The organism is Micromonospora sp. NPDC047793 (assembly GCF_040642635.1).
GTDB lineage: Bacteria > Actinomycetota > Actinomycetes > Mycobacteriales > Micromonosporaceae > Micromonospora.
This window is the reverse complement of the sequence record NZ_JBEYSG010000002.1, coordinates 258,183-274,242: the sequence shown is the minus strand read 5'-3', so window position 1 is coordinate 274,242 and position 16,060 is coordinate 258,183. Positions and strand designations below refer to the sequence as shown.

General features: G+C 72.4%; 15 protein-coding genes. 6 read left to right on the top strand and 9 right to left on the bottom strand.

Annotation, left to right across the window (positions count from 1 at the left end; translation table 11 throughout):
• Window positions 1–10: 10 nt before the first annotated feature.
• From ABZ738_RS06000 to pdxH, 3 genes are read right to left on the bottom strand one after another with little or no spacing between them, the layout of a single operon-like run.
• A complete protein-coding gene (locus ABZ738_RS06000) occupies window positions 11–940 on the bottom strand; it encodes an aldose 1-epimerase family protein (RefSeq protein WP_357211418.1) in 930 nt (309 codons plus the stop codon).
• A gap of 11 nt (window positions 941–951) precedes the next feature.
• Window positions 952–2,292, bottom strand: a complete 1,341-nt coding sequence (locus ABZ738_RS05995) for an MFS transporter (RefSeq protein WP_357211415.1) — start codon at window positions 2,290–2,292, stop codon at window positions 952–954.
• A complete protein-coding gene (gene pdxH / locus ABZ738_RS05990; protein ID WP_357211778.1) occupies window positions 2,289–2,915 on the bottom strand; it encodes a pyridoxamine 5'-phosphate oxidase in 627 nt (208 codons plus the stop codon). Before pdxH ends, ABZ738_RS05995 begins: the two co-directional genes overlap by 4 nt.
• Before the next feature lie 278 nt (window positions 2,916–3,193).
• Between pdxH and ABZ738_RS05985 the strand changes: the two genes are divergently transcribed.
• The 3 genes from ABZ738_RS05985 (at window position 3,194) to sepH (ending at window position 7,174) form a co-directional block, all read left to right on the top strand.
• Complete coding sequence (locus ABZ738_RS05985; protein ID WP_131052555.1) at window positions 3,194–4,300, top strand: citrate synthase 2; 1,107 nt, start codon at window positions 3,194–3,196, stop codon at window positions 4,298–4,300.
• 406 nt (window positions 4,301–4,706) lie between these two features.
• Window positions 4,707–5,834 (top strand): phosphoserine transaminase, encoded by a 1,128-nt coding sequence (gene serC / locus ABZ738_RS05980; RefSeq protein WP_176092413.1) that lies wholly within the window; start codon window positions 4,707–4,709, stop codon window positions 5,832–5,834.
• A 260-nt stretch (window positions 5,835–6,094) separates the two neighbouring features.
• Complete coding sequence (gene sepH, locus ABZ738_RS05975; protein ID WP_131052557.1) at window positions 6,095–7,174, top strand: septation protein SepH; 1,080 nt, start codon at window positions 6,095–6,097, stop codon at window positions 7,172–7,174.
• Between the two features lie 177 nt (window positions 7,175–7,351).
• Here sepH and ABZ738_RS05970 read toward each other — a convergent pair whose 3' ends face one another.
• From ABZ738_RS05970 to ABZ738_RS05955, 4 genes are all read right to left on the bottom strand, one after another.
• The gene (locus ABZ738_RS05970) at window positions 7,352–7,861 is read right to left on the bottom strand and encodes a hypothetical protein (protein WP_131052559.1); all 510 of its coding nucleotides are present in this window, start codon (window positions 7,859–7,861) and stop codon (window positions 7,352–7,354) included.
• Between the two features lie 93 nt (window positions 7,862–7,954).
• Complete coding sequence (locus ABZ738_RS05965) at window positions 7,955–9,232, bottom strand: MFS transporter (RefSeq protein ID WP_131052560.1); 1,278 nt, start codon at window positions 9,230–9,232, stop codon at window positions 7,955–7,957.
• Window positions 9,233–9,308: 76 nt separating this feature from the next.
• A complete protein-coding gene (locus ABZ738_RS05960; RefSeq protein ID WP_131052561.1) occupies window positions 9,309–9,758 on the bottom strand; it encodes a MarR family transcriptional regulator in 450 nt (149 codons plus the stop codon).
• Window positions 9,759–9,888: 130 nt separating this feature from the next.
• On the bottom strand, window positions 9,889–11,364 hold the full coding sequence (locus tag ABZ738_RS05955; protein ID WP_176092410.1) for an NCS2 family permease: 1,476 nt from the start codon (window positions 11,362–11,364) through the stop codon (window positions 9,889–9,891).
• 86 nt (window positions 11,365–11,450) lie between these two features.
• On the opposite strand from ABZ738_RS05955, the gene ABZ738_RS05950 reads away from it, so the two are divergent.
• Window positions 11,451–11,693, top strand: a complete 243-nt coding sequence (locus tag ABZ738_RS05950; RefSeq protein WP_201272337.1) for a DUF2530 domain-containing protein — start codon at window positions 11,451–11,453, stop codon at window positions 11,691–11,693.
• 43 nt (window positions 11,694–11,736) lie between these two features.
• On the opposite strand, the gene ABZ738_RS05945 is transcribed toward ABZ738_RS05950, so the two are convergent.
• A complete protein-coding gene (locus ABZ738_RS05945; RefSeq protein WP_131052563.1) occupies window positions 11,737–12,573 on the bottom strand; it encodes a DUF3027 domain-containing protein in 837 nt (278 codons plus the stop codon).
• Window positions 12,574–12,660: 87 nt separating this feature from the next.
• Between ABZ738_RS05945 and ABZ738_RS05940 the strand changes: the two genes are divergently transcribed.
• Window positions 12,661–14,334 (top strand): MFS transporter, encoded by a 1,674-nt coding sequence (locus ABZ738_RS05940; protein WP_131052564.1) that lies wholly within the window; start codon window positions 12,661–12,663, stop codon window positions 14,332–14,334.
• Window positions 14,331–14,981 (top strand): futalosine hydrolase, encoded by a 651-nt coding sequence (locus ABZ738_RS05935; RefSeq protein ID WP_357211407.1) that lies wholly within the window; start codon window positions 14,331–14,333, stop codon window positions 14,979–14,981. Before ABZ738_RS05940 ends, ABZ738_RS05935 begins: the two co-directional genes overlap by 4 nt.
• 65 nt (window positions 14,982–15,046) lie before the next feature.
• Here ABZ738_RS05935 and ABZ738_RS05930 read toward each other — a convergent pair whose 3' ends face one another.
• Window positions 15,047–15,970: a GNAT family N-acetyltransferase gene (locus ABZ738_RS05930; RefSeq protein ID WP_357211404.1), complete on the bottom strand. Its 924-nt coding sequence runs from the start codon at window positions 15,968–15,970 to the stop codon at window positions 15,047–15,049.
• Between the last annotated feature and the right edge of the window lie 90 nt (window positions 15,971–16,060).

Sequence of the window (16,060 nt, the reverse complement as noted above, 5' to 3'; positions counted from 1 at the left end):
CCTCGCCGGCTCAGTTGCCCGGCCGGACGCCCCAGTCTCCGCGCCAGGTGTCGCCAGGCGCCAGAGTGATCAGATCCCGACCCGAACGGTAGGCGTCCGGCGGGCAGGTCATCGGCTCCACCGCCACCGACCGGCGGAAACGCTCCCCGATAAGGGTGTCACCGGTGTAGACCTGCCACCAGCCGAACTGGGCGTCGGCCCAGATCTCGAGGCCGTGCGAACGGTCCGGTGCGCTCAGCGTCACCGCCGAGCCGCCGTCGGCGTTCCGGATCACCTGCCCGAAGGCCAGGTCCAGCACCGCGTCGCCGATCCGGCGCGGCTCGGTGTAGTCGTACTCGGTGCCGGCGACCTTGGCCACGCCCACCGGCAGCAGCCGCCCGTCCAGCAGCAGCCGGGTCTCCCCCGGCACCCGCATCACCACGTCCTCCACCGCCACCCCGGGCAGTCGCAGGTAGGGGTGCACGGAGAAGCCGAACGGCACCGACTCCACGCCGACGTTGGTCACCTCGTGCGCGGCCCGCAGCCCGTCGGCCCCCACGCTCCAGCGGGTACGCAGCCGCAGCGGCCACGGGTAGCCCGGCTGCGCCGGCATGTCGAGCCCGACGACGACCTCGTCCGGCCGCTGCTCGACCAACTCCCAGCGGGCCCAGTTGACCAGGCCGTGGATGGCGTTGTGCCGCTCCGGCTCGGTGAGGTGGAGCTGGTACGACTGCCCGTCGAAGGGGTACACGCCGTCGCGGATCCGGTTCGGCCAGGGAGCCAGCACCTGCCCGGCCGAGCCGGGGCACAACTCGTCGGCGGCGTACCCGTCGAGGTGCTCCACCCCGTCCTGCCGGTAGGTGCGGACCCCGCCGCCCACCTCGACGATGACCGCCTCGTGACCTGCGGCGGAAATGGTCCACTGTGCCCCGGACAGGGGACGCGGCTCGCTGCTGCTCATGTCGCCAGACCCTAGCCCCCGGAACCGCTCTCCGCTCGCCGTGCCGGGTGGTCCTCGGAAGCGCCCTCGGCGGTCGCCGTCACCGGCGGCCGGTACCGCCGCAACGCCGGGAACGCCACCGCGAGAACGACCGCCAGCCCCGCCGCCACGAGACCGCCGCCGACCCACGCGACGCCGCTGCCGAAGCCGGTCGCCATGGCACCCGCCCGCAGGTCGCCCAGGCGCGGCCCACCGGCCACCACCACGGTGTTGACGCCCTGGAGCCGGCCGCGCATCCGGTCCGGCGCATAGATCAGCAGGATGGACTGCCGCACCACCGAGCTGATCAGGTCGGCCGCCCCGGCCAGCACCAGCAGGGCGATGACCAGCCAGAGCTGCCGGGCCAACCCGGCCAGCGCCACCGCCAGGCCCCAGCCCACCACGGCGAGCACCAGCACCAGCCCCTGGCGGCGTACCCGGCCGATCCAGCCGGAGACGAGCCCGGCGAGCAGCGAGCCGATCGCGATCGAGCTGTAGAGCCAGCCCACCGCCGCACCCCCGCCGAACCGCTCGGTGGCGACCTCGGGGAAAAGCGCCCGGGGGAAGGCGAACACCATCGCGATCAGGTCGATGGCGAAGGAGAGCAGCAGTACCGGGCTGGCGGCCAGATACCGGAACCCGTCGACGACACTGCGCAACCCGGCCTGCCGGGGCGTACCGTCCGGGTCCGGCTCGGGCGGCATCGCGGGCAGCCGCAGGGCCGCCCAGACCAGGGCGACGAGCAACACCGCGTCCACCGCGTACGCGATCGGCAGCGCCACGTCGAGGTGCCAGGTGGCCAGGATCAGGCCGGCGGCCAACGGCCCGAGGACCGAGGTGGCCATCGCGGTGGTGAAGTTCAGCGTGGTCGCGGCGGGCACCAGCTCGGCCGGGACCAGCCGGGCCACCAGCGCGCTGCGGGCCGGCCCACTGATCGCGTACGCGACCGAGCTGAGCGCCACCAGCCCGAGCAGCAGCAGCGGGCTGCCCACCCCCAGCAGCGCCTGCGCCAGCAGTCCCGCCACCGCGACCCAGAGCAGCACCGAGCCGGCGGTCAGCACCAGCCGACGGTCGATGGCGTCGGCCACCGCCCCGCCCCAGAGCCCGAACACCAGCAGCGGCACGAAGGCGGCGATACCCAGCAGCCCGACCCAGAGCGAGTCCTGGGTGAGGGCGTACATCTCCACCGGTACGGCGACCGCGGTGAACTGGAAGCCGAACATGGCGATGCCGTTGCCGAGCCAGAGCCGCCGGTACGCGGTCACCCGCAGCGGACGCAGGTCGATGGCCCAGCGCCGCCGTTCGCGGGGCCGGTCTGTCTCGGTCGAGGTCACGGGGCCAGCCGCTCCACGACCCAGTCGTCGGCGTCGCGGCGGAACCGCAGCCGGTCGTGCAGCCGACTGGCCCGGCCCTGCCAGAACTCCACCGAATCGGGCCGGACCCGCAGCCCGCCCCAGTGCGGCGGGGCGGGGATCGGCTCCACGTCGGCGAACCGCTCCGCCACCGCCCGGTACGCCTCGTCCAGCGCCGCCCGGTCCGGCAGGACCGACGACTGGGCACTGGCCCAGGCACCCAGTCGGGAGCCGCGCGGCCGGCTGGCGAAGTACGCCTCGGTCTCCGCCCGGTCGATCCGTTCCACCCGGCCGGCGACGATCACCTGCCGCTGCATCGGGAACCACGGGAAGACCAGGCTGGCGTACGGGTTGACGTCCGCCTCGACACCCTTGCGCGAGCGGTGGTTGGTGAAGAAGACGAAGCCCGCCGGGTCGTAGCCCTTGAGCAGCACAGTCCGCGCGCTCGGCCGCCCCTGCGCGTCGGCGGTGCCGACCACCATGGCGTTGGGCTCGGGCAGCCCGGCGGCGACCGCGTCGGCGAACCACCTGTCGAACTGCGTGTGCCACTGCGCCGCCAGGTCGGCCTCGATCAGGCCGGTGTCCGCGGCGTACTCGTGACGCATCCCCGCGGGTGGCGGTGTGTCGCCCGTCACGTTTCCTCCCTCTGGATCAGGCTGCCCGCCCCCGCGACCAGCCCGTCGGGGCCAGTCTTACCGAGAGCCCCACGGCACCTGCCGTCGGGGATGTCGTCAGCAGCACATCCGAGACGGGTCGCATACCCGATCACCAGCAGGCAAGATGTCACGAACACACATCCGGAGAGGGTCGCCTGAGGCGCTCACCCGGCCGGGGCCGGGGCACCGAGCCGGGCGGGCGCACCGACACACACCAGGAGAAGTGAATGGCCGACTTCAAACCCGGACTCGAGGGCGTCGTAGCGTTCGAGACCAAGATCGCCGAACCGGACCGCGAGGGTGGCGCGCTGCGCTACCGCGGGGTCGACATCGAGGATCTGATCGGCCAGGTCTCCTTCGGCAACGTCTGGGCGCTGCTGGTCGACGGCCGGTTCGGCCCCGGCCTGCCGCCGGCCGAGCCGTTCCCGGTGCCGGTGCACTCCGGCGACATCCGGGTCGACGTGCAGTCCGCGGTGGCGATGCTCGCACCGTACTGGGGCCTGGACCAGATGCTGGACATCTCCGACGAGCAGGCCCGGGAGGACCTCGCCCGGGTGTCGGTGACCGCGCTCTCCTTCGTCGCCCAGTCCGCCCGTGGCCTCGGGCTGCCGGCGGTGCCGCAGAAGGAGATCGACAAGGCGGAGACGATCGTCGAACGCTTCATGAAGCGGTGGCGCGGCGAGCCCGACCCCCGGCACGTCAAGGCCGTCGACGCGTACTTCATCTCGGCCGCCGAGCACGGCCTGAACGCCTCCACCTTCACCGCCCGGATCGTCGCCTCCACCGGCGCGGACGCCGCCGCCTGCATCTCCTCGGGCATCGGTGCGCTCTCCGGCCCGCTGCACGGCGGCGCACCGTCCCGGGTGCTCAGCATGCTGGAGGCGGTCGAGCGCAGCGGCGACGCGGAGAGCTACGTCAAGGGTGTGCTCGACCGGGGCGAGCGGCTGATGGGCTTCGGCCACCGCGTCTACCGGGCCGAGGACCCGCGTGCCCGGGTGCTGCGTCGCACCGCCAAGGAGTTGGGCGCGCCGCGCTTCGAGGTCGCCGAGGCGCTGGAGCGGGCCGCGCTGGCCGAGTTGCAGGCCCGCCGCCCGGACCGGGTGCTCGCCACCAACGTCGAGTTCTGGTCCGCCGTGGTGCTCGACTTCGCCGAGGTGCCCGCGCACATGTTCACCTCGATGTTCACCTGCGCCCGGATGGGCGGGTGGAGCGCGCACATCCTGGAGCAGAAGCGGCTCCAGCGACTGGTCCGCCCCTCCGCCCGGTACGTGGGCCACGGCCCGCGCAAGCCGAACGAGGTCGAGGGCTGGGACGCCGTCCCCCACGACGTCTGAGGTCTAGGCGCCGCCCGACGTCTGCGGTGTAAGGAAGGGACCCCTTCTACCGTCTCCGGTAGTACAGGGGTCCCTTCCTAACATCCAGGCCCGGCACCCGGCACGGACGCGCGGCGCTGGACGACGGCACGGCACGGACGCGCGGCGCTGGACGGCACGGCGCGGAGGGCGGGTACGCGCCGGTGGCGGGTGGTGGTGTGGGCGACGCCACGGCCTGTGGCGGACGCCTCACGGTTGGGGTTGGGACCAGCACCCGGCGGGGCGTCGACGGGTGCAAGGATGAATTCCGGCAGCGCCGCCCGATGGGCTGGACCCCGGCTTCGACCGTGCACCCGCACGCGCCCGCCGCCGGTCCGCCCCACCTGCTCACCCGGGCACCGACCCATGCGGAAGGATCTTTACGACCGTGGCTGACGCACCGACCATCCGGATTCCCGACGAGATCAAGCCCGCCGACGGCCGGTTCGGCTGCGGGCCGTCCAAGGTCCGTCCGGCGGCGGTCTCCGCACTCGCCGAGGTGGCCACCAGCTACCTGGGCACCTCGCACCGGCAGAAGACCGTCCGCGACCAGGTGTCCCGACTGCGCTCCGGCATCGCCGAGTTCTTCTCGCTGCCCGAGGGGTACGAGGTGGTGATCGGCAACGGCGGCACCACCGCGTTCTGGGAGGTCGCCACGTTCGGCCTGGTCCGTGACCGGGCCCAGTTCGCCAGCTTCGGCGAGTTCGGCGCCAAGTTCGCCAAGTCCGTCAAGGACGCGCCGTTCCTGGGCGAGCCGACGATCCGCAAGTCGGACGCGGGCAGCGCGCCGACCCTGACCGCCGAGGCCGGCGTGGACGTCTACGCCACCCCGCACAACGAGACCTCGACCGGTGTGGCGGTGCCGATCAGCCGCGTGGCCGGTGCCGACCCGGGCTCGCTGCTGCTGGTCGACGCCACCTCCGGTGCCGGTGGCCTGGAGGTCAACGTCGGCGAGACCGACGTCTACTACTTCGCCCCGCAGAAGTGCTTCGGCTCCGACGGCGGGCTCTGGCTGGCCCTGATGTCGCCGGCCGCGTTGGAGCGGGCCGCCGAGATCAAGGCCTCGGGCCGGTACATCCCGGCCTTCCTCGACCTGGTCACCGCGATCGACAACTCGCGGCTGGAGCAGACCTACAACACCCCGGCGCTGGCCACCATCTTCCTCGCCGCCGAGCAGACCGACTGGATGAACTCCCAGGGCGGGCTGGCCTGGGCGGCCAAGCGGACGGCCGAGAGCGCCGCGACCGTGTACGGCTGGGCCGAGCGCTCGACCGTCGCCACCCCGTTCGTCACCGATCCGGCGCTGCGCTCCAACGTGGTCGCCACCATCGACTTCGCCGACGGGGTGGACGCCACCGCGATCGCCAAGGCACTGCGCGCCAACGGCATCGTGGACACCGAGCCGTACCGGAAGCTCGGCCGTAACCAGCTCCGGGTGGCGCTCTTCCCGGCCGTCGAGCCGGCCGACGTGGAGGCGCTGACCGCCTCGATCGACTACGTGGTCGAGCGACTCTGAGTGAACTCGCGGTGACCCTGCGGGCCCGGCCGACCCACTGTGGTCGCCGGGCCCGCGCCGTACGCCGACCATCGCCACTGTCGTACTCGTAACACTGACCCGCCGCACAGCGCTCAGCAGCGGGGAATTAGGCTGCTCAGCTCGACTTGCCCGGGCGTGGCGTCTCCCACCAGGCTGCGGATGGGCGTACCGTGGAGCGCAACGCCCCGGGTGGCCGGCTCGTGGCGTAACGGCCAGCGAGGCGGGACGGAGGCAACGCGATGCGCCCAGTACGCTTCGTCGCCCTCTCCGAGGACGGCCAGGCCCTGGTGCTCGCCGACGAGGTCGGGCGACTGCTCGCCCTCCCCATCGACGAGCGTATCGCCGGGGCGATGCACGCCGAGCCGGGTGCGCCCACGCTCGCGGTGGCACCGTCCACCGCAGACCCGGTGCCGTCGCTGTCCCCTCGGGACATTCAGGCCCGGATCCGCTCCGGCGAGTCCGCCGAGGACGTCGCCCGGATCGCCGGAGTACCGGTCGACCGGGTGCTCCGCTACGCCGGGCCGGTGCTCCAGGAGCGGGCGATGCTCGCCCAGCACGCCCGTCGTACCCGACTCAAGGGCGCCGAGAAGCCCACGCCCCTCGCCGAGGTGGTCAACGGCCGGCTCGCCCAGCACGGGATCGACACCGAGAAGATCTCCTGGGACGCGTGGCGCCGCGACGACGGCACCTGGCGGATCGTCGCCACCTGGCCGTCCGGTAAGGCCACCGCTCAGGCGGTCTGGGATCTGGACAAGACCCGGCAGTCGGTGGCCCCGCACGACGACATGGCGCAGTATCTCTGCGCCGAGCGTCCCGCGCCGCTCCTCGGCCAGGAGCCGGCACCGGAGCGTGGCGGGCACGCGCTGCCCGGCCCGTCGCGCGGTGAGCCGAGCCGGGGTGGGCACGGGCTGCCCTCGCCGGCCGACCCGAGTCGCTCCGGTCGGGACCCGATCCGGGCCGGCCGCGACGCGCTGCTCGCCTCTCTCGACCGTCCGCTCGGCTCCACCTCGGGCCGTGGTCTCGAGCCCCGCTCGCCGGCCGCGCTCGCCGGTGGCCAGGACACGCCGCGCCGGGCCGTCGGTGGCGGCGCAGCCGCGCTGCTCGGCGGTGGTCAGGGTTCCGCCTTCGACGACGACGCCGACGCGCCCAAGGAGGTCCCGGCCGTGCCGTCGCTGGCCGTGCTGCGACCGCGCCGTACGGGTGCCCCGGCCGCCTCGACCAACGAGTCGACCGAGGCCGGCGCCAAGCCGCGTAAGCGGCTGCCGAGCTGGGACGACGTCCTCTTCGGCAGCGGTCCTGCGGCCCGCGAGTCCTCCTGACCGGGCACCGGCCACGCGCCGGTGCCCGCCGAGGGCGCTGAGCTAGCAGTCGGACGTTGGTCCCGGCGTCAGCGGCGGCACCGAGCCGGAGCCGGGCCACCCGGTCGGTCAGGTGCGCGACCGCCTCGGTCGGCGGATGGATCGCGGTGAAGAGTCGCACCGGGTGAAGGATCGCAGCTACCGGTGCCGTTCGCGCTGCCCGGGGCGGGTCGCCGGCAGTCGCAGCCCGGCGGCGTCCAGCTCACTCTCCACCCGGACCCGTTCGATCTGCCGGTCGACGCCGGTCAACTCGGCCAGGTGCTCGGTCACGCCGAGTGCCCGGCAGGCCAGCCGGAGCCGGTCGTCGTACGCGTCGAGCACGCTGCTGTGCCACACCACGGCCGCCCCGGCACCGCCGACCCGTTCCCGCCGCAGGCACCGCAGGTCGGCCGCGATCTGCTCCAACGGACGCCGGTCGTGCCGGTCCAGAGCGTCGAGGTCGGCCCGTACGGCGTGCCCGTCGGCCGCCAGCGACCGGCGCAACGCGACGATCAGCCGCTGTTCCCGACGCCGTACGCGCCACTGCGCGCACCCGTAGGTGGTCCGGCCGATGATGTCGTCGGCACCGACCACCAGCACGATCAGTACCGGCAGGAGGACAACGCCGGTCAGCGACAGGGCGAGCAGCAGCGAGCGCAGGACCTCCACGGAAAGAAGCTATGCCGATGCGGAGCGTGATGTAACCGATTTTCCGGTATCCGCGCCGGGCACCCCACCACGCGGGCACCCGGCACCGTGGGCTCAGACCTGGGTGACGTAGAAGCGCGGCATCGGCAGGATCCGGAACCGCAGCCGGGCGCCGTCGTGGCGAAGCTGCCAGGCCAGCGCGATCAGGGCGGCGGCCAGGGAGATCAGCCCACCGGCCCAGATGCTGACCCCGGCTCCGAAGGTCTCCGCGACCCAGCCGATCAGTGGCGCGCCGACCGGGTTGGTGCCCAGGAACACCAGCACCCACAGAGCCATCACCCGGCCCCGGAAGGCCGCGTCGGTGCCGAGCTGGACCCGCTGGTTGGCCGCCTGGGCGAAGAAGACCATGAAGAAGCCGGTCGGCACCAGCAACACCACGACCATCCAGTACGTGGGCGCGAGGCCGACGAGCGTCCCGAACACGGCACAGGCGACGGCGGCACCCAGCACCAGCCACACCGAGGGACGGCTGCGCCGCCCGGTGCCGGCCAGCGCACCCACCAGCGCGCCCACCGCGAGCGTGGTGCTGAACAGGCCGAACGAGGCCGCCCCGGTCTCGAACACGGTCTTGGCCAGCGCCGCTAGGGTGAGCTGGAAGTTGAACAGTGCCATGCCGATCACGGACATCACGGCCATCGGCAGCACCAGGTCGGGGCGTCGGCTGACGTACCGCAACCCGTCCAGGACGGTCGCCGAGGCCCGCTCGTCGCGCGGCGGCAGCGGATCCCGGTGCAGCTCGGCGGTACGCATCTGGATCACCGTGATGAGCGGGCCGATCGAGCTGAGCGCGGTGAACAGGAAGACCGGTCCGACGCCGAAGAGGGCGATGGCGACACCGGCGACAGCGGGGCCGACGATCCGGGCCGAGTTGAACACGGCCGCGTTGAGCGAGAGCGCGTTCGGCAGCAGCGGAGTGCCGACCAGCTCGGAGACGAACGCCTGGCGAACCGGGGTCTCCACCGCGTTGGCCACGCCCAGCAGGGCGGCGAAGACGAAGACGTGCCAGAGCTGGACCAGACCGGTGAGCACCAGCAGCGCCATCGCCAACGACAACACCGTCCAGAAGGCGTTGGCGACGAAGAGGAGCATCCGCTTGTCATACCGGTCGGCCAACCGCCCGGAGATCAGCGTGAGCAGGAGCACCGGGGTGAACTGAAGGGCGACGACCACGCCGAGCGCGGTGGCCGAATCGCCGGACAGCTCAAGAACCAGCCAGTCCTGAGCGATGAACATCATCCAGACACCGATCAGTTTGACCAGTTGCCCGGAGGCGAAGAGCCGGTAGTTGCGGACTTGTAGGGACTGGAACATCGTGCTGAGCCTCGCCTGCACTCTTGGTGCGCCTCCTCGCGTCGTACGCGTCATCAACGACGGACGGCACGGCACGGCGCACACCCGGTGTGCGGTGTCAGGCTCGGGAGACTCGCTGCAGAATCTCCGCTGCGTGGTGCAGCGTCTCCCGGTCGGCATCGCTCAGCTCGGCCAGCCGGTGGGCCAGCCATTCGTCCCGTACCCGCTCGAACTGGTCGAGCACGGCCCGGCCCCCCTCGGTCGCCGCGAGGATGACCTGCCGGCCGTCGGTCGGGTGGGGCGTGCGCTGCACGAGGCCGCGCTCCTCCAGCTTCGCGACGATCTTGGTCATCGTCGGTGGCTGCACCCGTTCGACGTCGGCGAGTTCCCGCGGCGTGAGCGCGCCCGCCAGCTTGAGGCTGGTGAGCGCGGACAACTGGGTGACCGTCAGGTCACCGACCGGCCGGGCCTGGCGGACCCGCCGGTTGAGCCGGGTGATCGCATCTCGCAGCTGATGGGCCAGCTGCGCCGGTGGCATGCTCTGAGCCGTCACCGTCCGCTCCGTCACGTTAGTTAGCCTAGCTAATGAGACCCGAAGTCGGCAGCGAATATGACCACGCTCACCCGGGTGATCATCGATCCCGGGCCGGGCTGCGCCCGCGTTGTGCGCGGTACGCACGCCCGACCCGGGGCCGGCGTCAGAACAGCGACTCGATCGGGCCGCGCAGGAAGTACACCACGAACAGCACCGCCACCCCGTACAGCAGGGGGTGGATCTCCCGGGCCCTGCCCTTGGCCAGCTTCATCACCACGTACGCGATGAGCCCGGCACCGATGCCGTTGGAGATGGAGTACGTGAACGGCATCAGCACGATGGTGAGGAACGCCGGGATGGCGATCTCGTGGTCTGACCAGTCGATGGTGCGTACCGCGGTCATCATCAGGAAGCCGACCACCACCAGCGCGACCGACGCCGCCTCGAACGGCACCACCACGACCAGCGGCGCGAGGAACATCGCCAGTAGGAACAACACGCCCGTCACCAGGTTGGCCACGCCGGTCCGGGCGCCCTCCGCTACACCGGCGGCACTCTCGACGAACGACGTGTTGCTGGAGACGCTGGCCGCACCACCGCTCGCCGCGGCGATCGAGTCGACCAGCAGGATCTCCTTGGTCCGGGGTGGGGTGCCCTGGTCGTCGAGCATGCCGCCCTCCTGACCGACGGCCACCATCGTGCCCATCGTGTCGAAGAAGTCGGTGATCAACAGCGTGAAGATGAACATCAGCACGACCAGCCAACCGGCCCGCTCCCACGACCCGAGCACGTTGAACTTGCCGAGCAGCGACAGGTCCGGCACGTCGAACGGGTTGCTGGGCAGCGTCGGGACGTTCAGCGACCACCCCTTCGGGTTCGGCACGCCGTTGACCATCGACGGGCCGATGTTGCCGAGCGCCTCGACCACCATCGCCAGCAGCGTCGAGGCGAAGATGCCGATCAGGATGGCCCCGCGTACCCGGCGCACCACCAGCACCAGGGTCAGCAGCAGACCCACCACGAACACCAGCATCGGCCAGCTCACCAGCTTGCCGCCGATGCCCAGCCCCACCGGGACGGTGGTGTTCGCCTCGTCGGGGAGTCGCCGGACGAAACCGGAGTCGACCAGCCCGATGATGGTCAGGAACAGTCCGATGCCGACGCCGATCGCCGTCTTCATCTGGGTCGGCACCGCGCGGAACACCGCGGTACGCAACCCGGTCAGCACCAGCACCGCGATGATCACACCCTCGATCACCACCAGGCCCATCGCGTCGGCCCAGGTCATCTCCGGAGCGATCTCGTACGCCACCAGCGCGTTGACCCCGAGACCGGCGGCCACCGCCAGCGGGAAGCGGCCGACCACCCCCATCAGGATGGTCAACAGACCCGCGAGCAGGGCGGTGGCCGCCGCGATCGCCGGGATCGGCAGCGTGTTGCCGTCGCCGTCGGCGGCACTGCCGAGGATGAGCGGGTTGAGCACCACGATGTACGCCATCGTGAAGAAGGTCGCCAGGCCACCGCGTACCTCACGGCTCATCGTCGAGCCGCGGGCCGAGATCTCGAAGTACCGATCGAAGCCGTTGCGGGGACGGCCGGGATCGAGTGGGGTGCCCTCGTCGGGCGGCGCTACTGCCATCAGGAACCTCACAGCAGATCATCGGGTTGTCGCGCGCATCGTCGCAGAACCCGAGGCGGTGGAAAAGCGTCACGTACCCTGGCCAGGTGCCGAAGCAGCAGCCCCGCCCCGAGCCGCTCGACCCGCCGATGGTGCCGTTCGCGCTGGCCGGGATCGTGGCCTGGGCGGTCGCCGGCCTGGTGCTGCTGCCGTTCCGGGACCGGCTGATCGACAGCGGTCACGAGAACTGGCTCTGGATCTGCCTGGCCGGCTTTCTGTGGGGCTTCCCCGGTCTCGCGGTGATGATGCGCCACGACGCCCACCGACGGCGACGACGCGCCGCCGGCTGAGCGAACCGCCCGGGCGTCGCCGGGGCGGTCCGCCTCCTGCCGATCAGGAGTGGCCGTACGGCTCCGCCGGCTCGCCGGACTCCACGGACCCGGGCGCACGGCTGACCGTCATCGGCTCCATCGCGCTGTCGTCGTACACCGTGGGCATCTCGTCCACCGGCGTCTCGGCGTCGACCAGGGTCTCCGAGTGGGCACCACATCCGTGGTCGGCGCTGACCACCCGGCCGTCGTCCGGGGCGTAGAAGTTGCCGCACACGCCGAAGCAGAGCCGCAGGTTGCCGGCGAGCGGCAGATAGAAGCCGCAGGTGCCGCACCGGGCGGCGGCGGGCGCGGCGGTCGAGATGGGCGCCGTCGGACCGTGGTCGCCGTCGTACCAGCGCTGTGCCGCCTCGGCCCGACCCTCCCTCGACAACACCCGGGGCCGACCGAGCCCCAGCTCCCACGAGGTCTCCTCGACCGCCGAGTCGTCCGAGAGCAGGTAACCGGGCTGGAGCCGCTCGTCGTCCGGCGGCGTCGGCAGCAGGTCACCGGGGCCCAGGTCACCCGGCTTGAGCCGCTCCTGCCAGGGCAGCCAGCCGGGCGCGAGCAGCGCGTCCGGTCCGGGCAGCAGCACCGTCTCGCAGATCGTCACGGTCCGGCTGCGCGGCACCCGGGTGACGGTGACCGCCCACCGCCAACCGCGATATCCGGCCTGACGGCACTCGAAGTAGTGGGTGACGAGTCGGTCACCCTCGGCCACGACTTGCAGGTGGTCGCCGACATCGTCGGGATCCACCTCGGTGATGCCGGCGCGGGCCACCTCGACGGCGGCGGCGCAGACCTGGTCGAGACGAGCGGCGCGGGCGGAGGCGGGCCTGGTCACCCAACCATTGTCACCCATGCGCGGCTCCGACTGTGAGGCACTCCCCAGAGGTGTTCTCCGGCGGTGACGCGCCAAGTGTCGGCCGGATGGTTCAGGATGGGTGCCATGCCGCTGTCCTCCCGCTCCGAGAGGTCCCTCCTCGGGCGGACCGTCGGCACCGGAATCCGGGCCGTCCGGCTGCTGCTGCGCGGCTCGGTGAGCAGCGGACGCTGGGTGACGCGCAGTGCCGCCCGGGCCCGGTCCCGGGGTGCCGGCGGCGAGACCGGCATGGTCCGCATGTTCGACCTGCACGCCGTCTCCTGTGCCGGGGACACGCTGATCGCCATCGGCCTGGCCGGGACGATCTTCTTCAACGTGCCGCTCGGCGAGGCGCGCAGCAAGGTCGCGCTCTATCTGCTGGTGACCATGGTGCCGTTCGCCATGCTCGCCCCGGTGGTCGGCCCGCTGCTCGACCACTTCCGGCACGGTCGGCGGTACGCGTTGGCCACGACCATGCTGGGTCGGGCCTTCCTGGCCTGGTTGATCTCCGACTACATCCACGGTTTCGGGCTCTACCCAGCGGCGTTCGGCGTACTCGCGCTCTCCCGGGCGTACGGCGTGGCCAGATCCGCCGCCGTGCCCAGACTCCTACCCGAAGGGCTCGGGCTCTCCCAGGTCGGCGCCCGTGCCAGCGTCTACGGCACGGTGGCCGGTGCCCTGGTCGCCCCGATCGGACTGGCCGCGTTCTGGTTCGGGCCGCAGTGGCCGCTCCGGGTCGCCTCGGTCATCTTCCTGGTCGGCATGGTGGTGGCGCTCCGGCTGCCGCCGAAGGCCGACTCCGAGCCACCGGAACGGGTTCCCCGCCCGCTGCGCGCGCTGCTGCGCCGTACCGGTGACCGACCACTCGGCCGGGGTCGACCCGCCGGGCGGCTGGTGATCTCCAACCTCGTCGGCGCGGCCACGTTACGCGCGATCTACGGCTTCCTGCTGCTCTTCCTCGCCTTCAGCATCAAGGCGGGCGACCTGACCACCGTGGTGTTCGGGCGTGAACTGGGTGACGAGGGAGCACTCGGCGTGGTCGGCGGCGCCCTTGCCGTCGGCACCTTCCTGGCCACCGCCATCGGCACCCGACTGCGCATCCACCGGCCGGCCGCACTCCAGTCCAGCGGCATGATCATCGTGGCCGGGGTGGGCATACTCACCGTCCTGAACTTCTCCCTGCCGATGGTCGCCCTGCTCTGCGTGGTCGCGGCCATGATGAGCGGCATCGCCAAGCTGGCCGTGGACGCCTCGATCCAGGAACGCATCCCGGAACGGCTGCGGGCGAGTTCCTTCGCGCACTCCGAGACGGCCCTGATGCTCGCCTTCGTCGCCGGTGGCGGGCTGGGACTCGTACCCTTCGAGGGCCGGATCGGCATCGCGGTCGCCGCCGGTGTCGGCACGCTCGCCGCCATGCGCGGCATGGTGATGGCCCGCCGGCTGCGGACCGAACGGCTGCGCGGCCGGCCGCTGACCGACGACGAGCTGGCCAGCGAGGAACGGGCCGCCGACGAAGAGGCCGCCACGGAGCAGGCTGCCCGGGACAAGAAGGCAGCCGAGCAGGCCGAAGCCGCCGAGCAGGCGAAGGCCACCGAGGCCGCCGCCGCGCCCACCTCACCCGCGCCCTACCAGGGGGGTACGACCGACGAGCGCGACCTGGCACCGCCCGGCTTCCACATCTACCGTCCGTCGTCGGCGGTCACCGGCTCCGGCGGCAGCGACGACGAGACCCGACGCAGCTCGCCGGGGCCGCTCCCGTGACCGGCCTGCTCGTGGTCACCGCCGTCCCCGCCGAGGCGGAGGCGATCCAGGCCGGTCTCGCCGACCCCACCGTGGCGGTGGTGCCGGTGGGCGTGGGCCCGGCCGTCGCCGGAGCCGCGACCGCACGTCTCCTCGCCCTCGCCGAGGGCGCCGGTCGGCCGTACCGAGGGGTGATCAGCGCGGGCGTGGCCGGCGGTTTCCCGGGCCGAGTGCCGGTCGGCGGCACCGTGCTCGGCACCCGGGCCGTCGCCGCCGACCTGGGCGCCGAGTCACCCGACGGCTTCATCCCCCTCGACGACCTCGGCATGCCGGCGGAACTGCTCGGTGGTGGCACCTCCGTCGCCGTCGACCCTGCCCTGCTGGCCCGCCTGCGCGACGCGCTACCGGACGCCACCGTCGGGCCGGTGCTGACCGTCAGCACCGTCACCGGCAGCGCCGCCAGCACCGAGGCGCTGAGCAGGCGTCACCCGGACGCCGTGGCCGAGGCCATGGAGGGGTACGGCGTGGCCGTCGCCGCCACCCACGCCGGCGTACCCTTCGCGGAGCTGCGCACCGTCTCCAACCCGATCGGCCCCCGTGACCGCGGTGCCTGGCGGATGCGCGAGGCGCTCGTCGCCCTCACCGCCGCCGCCGCCGCCCTGCGCTAGCCACCCAGCCGTACACCAGCCTCGCCGTTCCCGCCGTTCCCGCCGTTCCCGCGCTGATGCGGCCGTCATCGGTGTTCGAGGCGGAGCGCCATGGGCCTGCTCCCCTCGATCCGGAAGCCGCAGGCCATCAGGAACTGCACGCCAGCCGACTCGGCGATGGCGCACACCGCGTGCGGGCCCACCAGACGCGTCTCCTCGACGAGCCGGCCCACCAGACGCCGTCCGATGCCCAGCCGCTGCAACTGGGGAGCAACCAGCACACCGTCCAGCACCACCTCACGCCGGTCGCCCAGGTCCACGCCGTACCGCAGGTCGAGGCTGCGCTCATGCGCACGCAACTCGCCGACCAGATCACCGTCCGGCAACTCGGCGACCAGGCGCCAGCACGTCTCCGGCACGCCGTCGGTGACGCGGCGGACCCGCACCCCGGCGAGCAACCGTTCACGCAGTCTCCGCTCGTCCCGGTACCGCCGGTTCAGGTCGAAAGTCACCTCGGGTACCCGTAACGGCCACCGCTCGGGCGGCAACGTGTACCAGTCCGCCCACCAGGCCCCCGGCCAGTCCCTGAGCGTGCGGACCCGGCGAGCGTCGAGATGAGCCGGATAGCGACGCCCCGCCGCGTCCCGCCAGCCGTCGTCCGAAGCCACCTCGCCCGCCCCCGCAGCAAGGGCGTCCCCCACAGTAAGGGCACCGCCCGCGACGAGGCCCACCGTGCCGCCCGCCGCACGGACGAGCCGCTGCACGGTCCGGAAGCGCGGGTCAGCACCCCGCCCCGACTCGATCCGCGCCACCGTCGACTGCGGCACCCCGGACAACGCAGCCAGTTCCCGCTGACTCAGGTCGGCCCGTCGCCGCAACACCCGCAGCATCTCCCCCACGTCCGTCAGCCGCTCACCAGAACTGCCGGCTCGGGTCCGTCCGACCCGAGCCACCGCACCGTCACCGCCGGCCACTCCGTCATCGCCGGCCATGCCCTCACCGCCGGCCATGCCCTCACCACTACCGTCCCCCACCATCGCTGTCCCCCGTGCCGTCGTTGGCCCATGCCATCGCTGAACGCATGCCGTCGCTGACCCGCA

Bases quoted from the DNA above. Each gene is read 5' to 3' on its own strand.
- ABZ738_RS05955 (WP_176092410.1), bottom strand. From the start codon at position 11,364: ATGGCAGTAGCGCCGCCCGACGAGGGCACCCCACTCGATCCCGGCCGT.
- ABZ738_RS05945 (WP_131052563.1), bottom strand. From the start codon at position 12,573: ATGGGTGACAATGGTTGGGTGACCAGGCCCGCCTCCGCCCGCGCCGCT.
- ABZ738_RS06000 (WP_357211418.1), bottom strand. From the start codon at position 940: ATGAGCAGCAGCGAGCCGCGTCCCCTGTCCGGGGCACAGTGGACCATT.
- ABZ738_RS05985 (WP_131052555.1), top strand. From the start codon at position 3,194: ATGGCCGACTTCAAACCCGGACTCGAGGGCGTCGTAGCGTTCGAGACC.
- ABZ738_RS05930 (WP_357211404.1), bottom strand. From the start codon at position 15,970: ATGGCCGGCGGTGAGGGCATGGCCGGCGATGACGGAGTGGCCGGCGGT.
- sepH (WP_131052557.1), top strand. From the start codon at position 6,095: ATGCGCCCAGTACGCTTCGTCGCCCTCTCCGAGGACGGCCAGGCCCTG.
- ABZ738_RS05940 (WP_131052564.1), top strand. From the start codon at position 12,661: ATGCCGCTGTCCTCCCGCTCCGAGAGGTCCCTCCTCGGGCGGACCGTC.
- pdxH (WP_357211778.1), bottom strand. From the start codon at position 2,915: ATGCGTCACGAGTACGCCGCGGACACCGGCCTGATCGAGGCCGACCTG.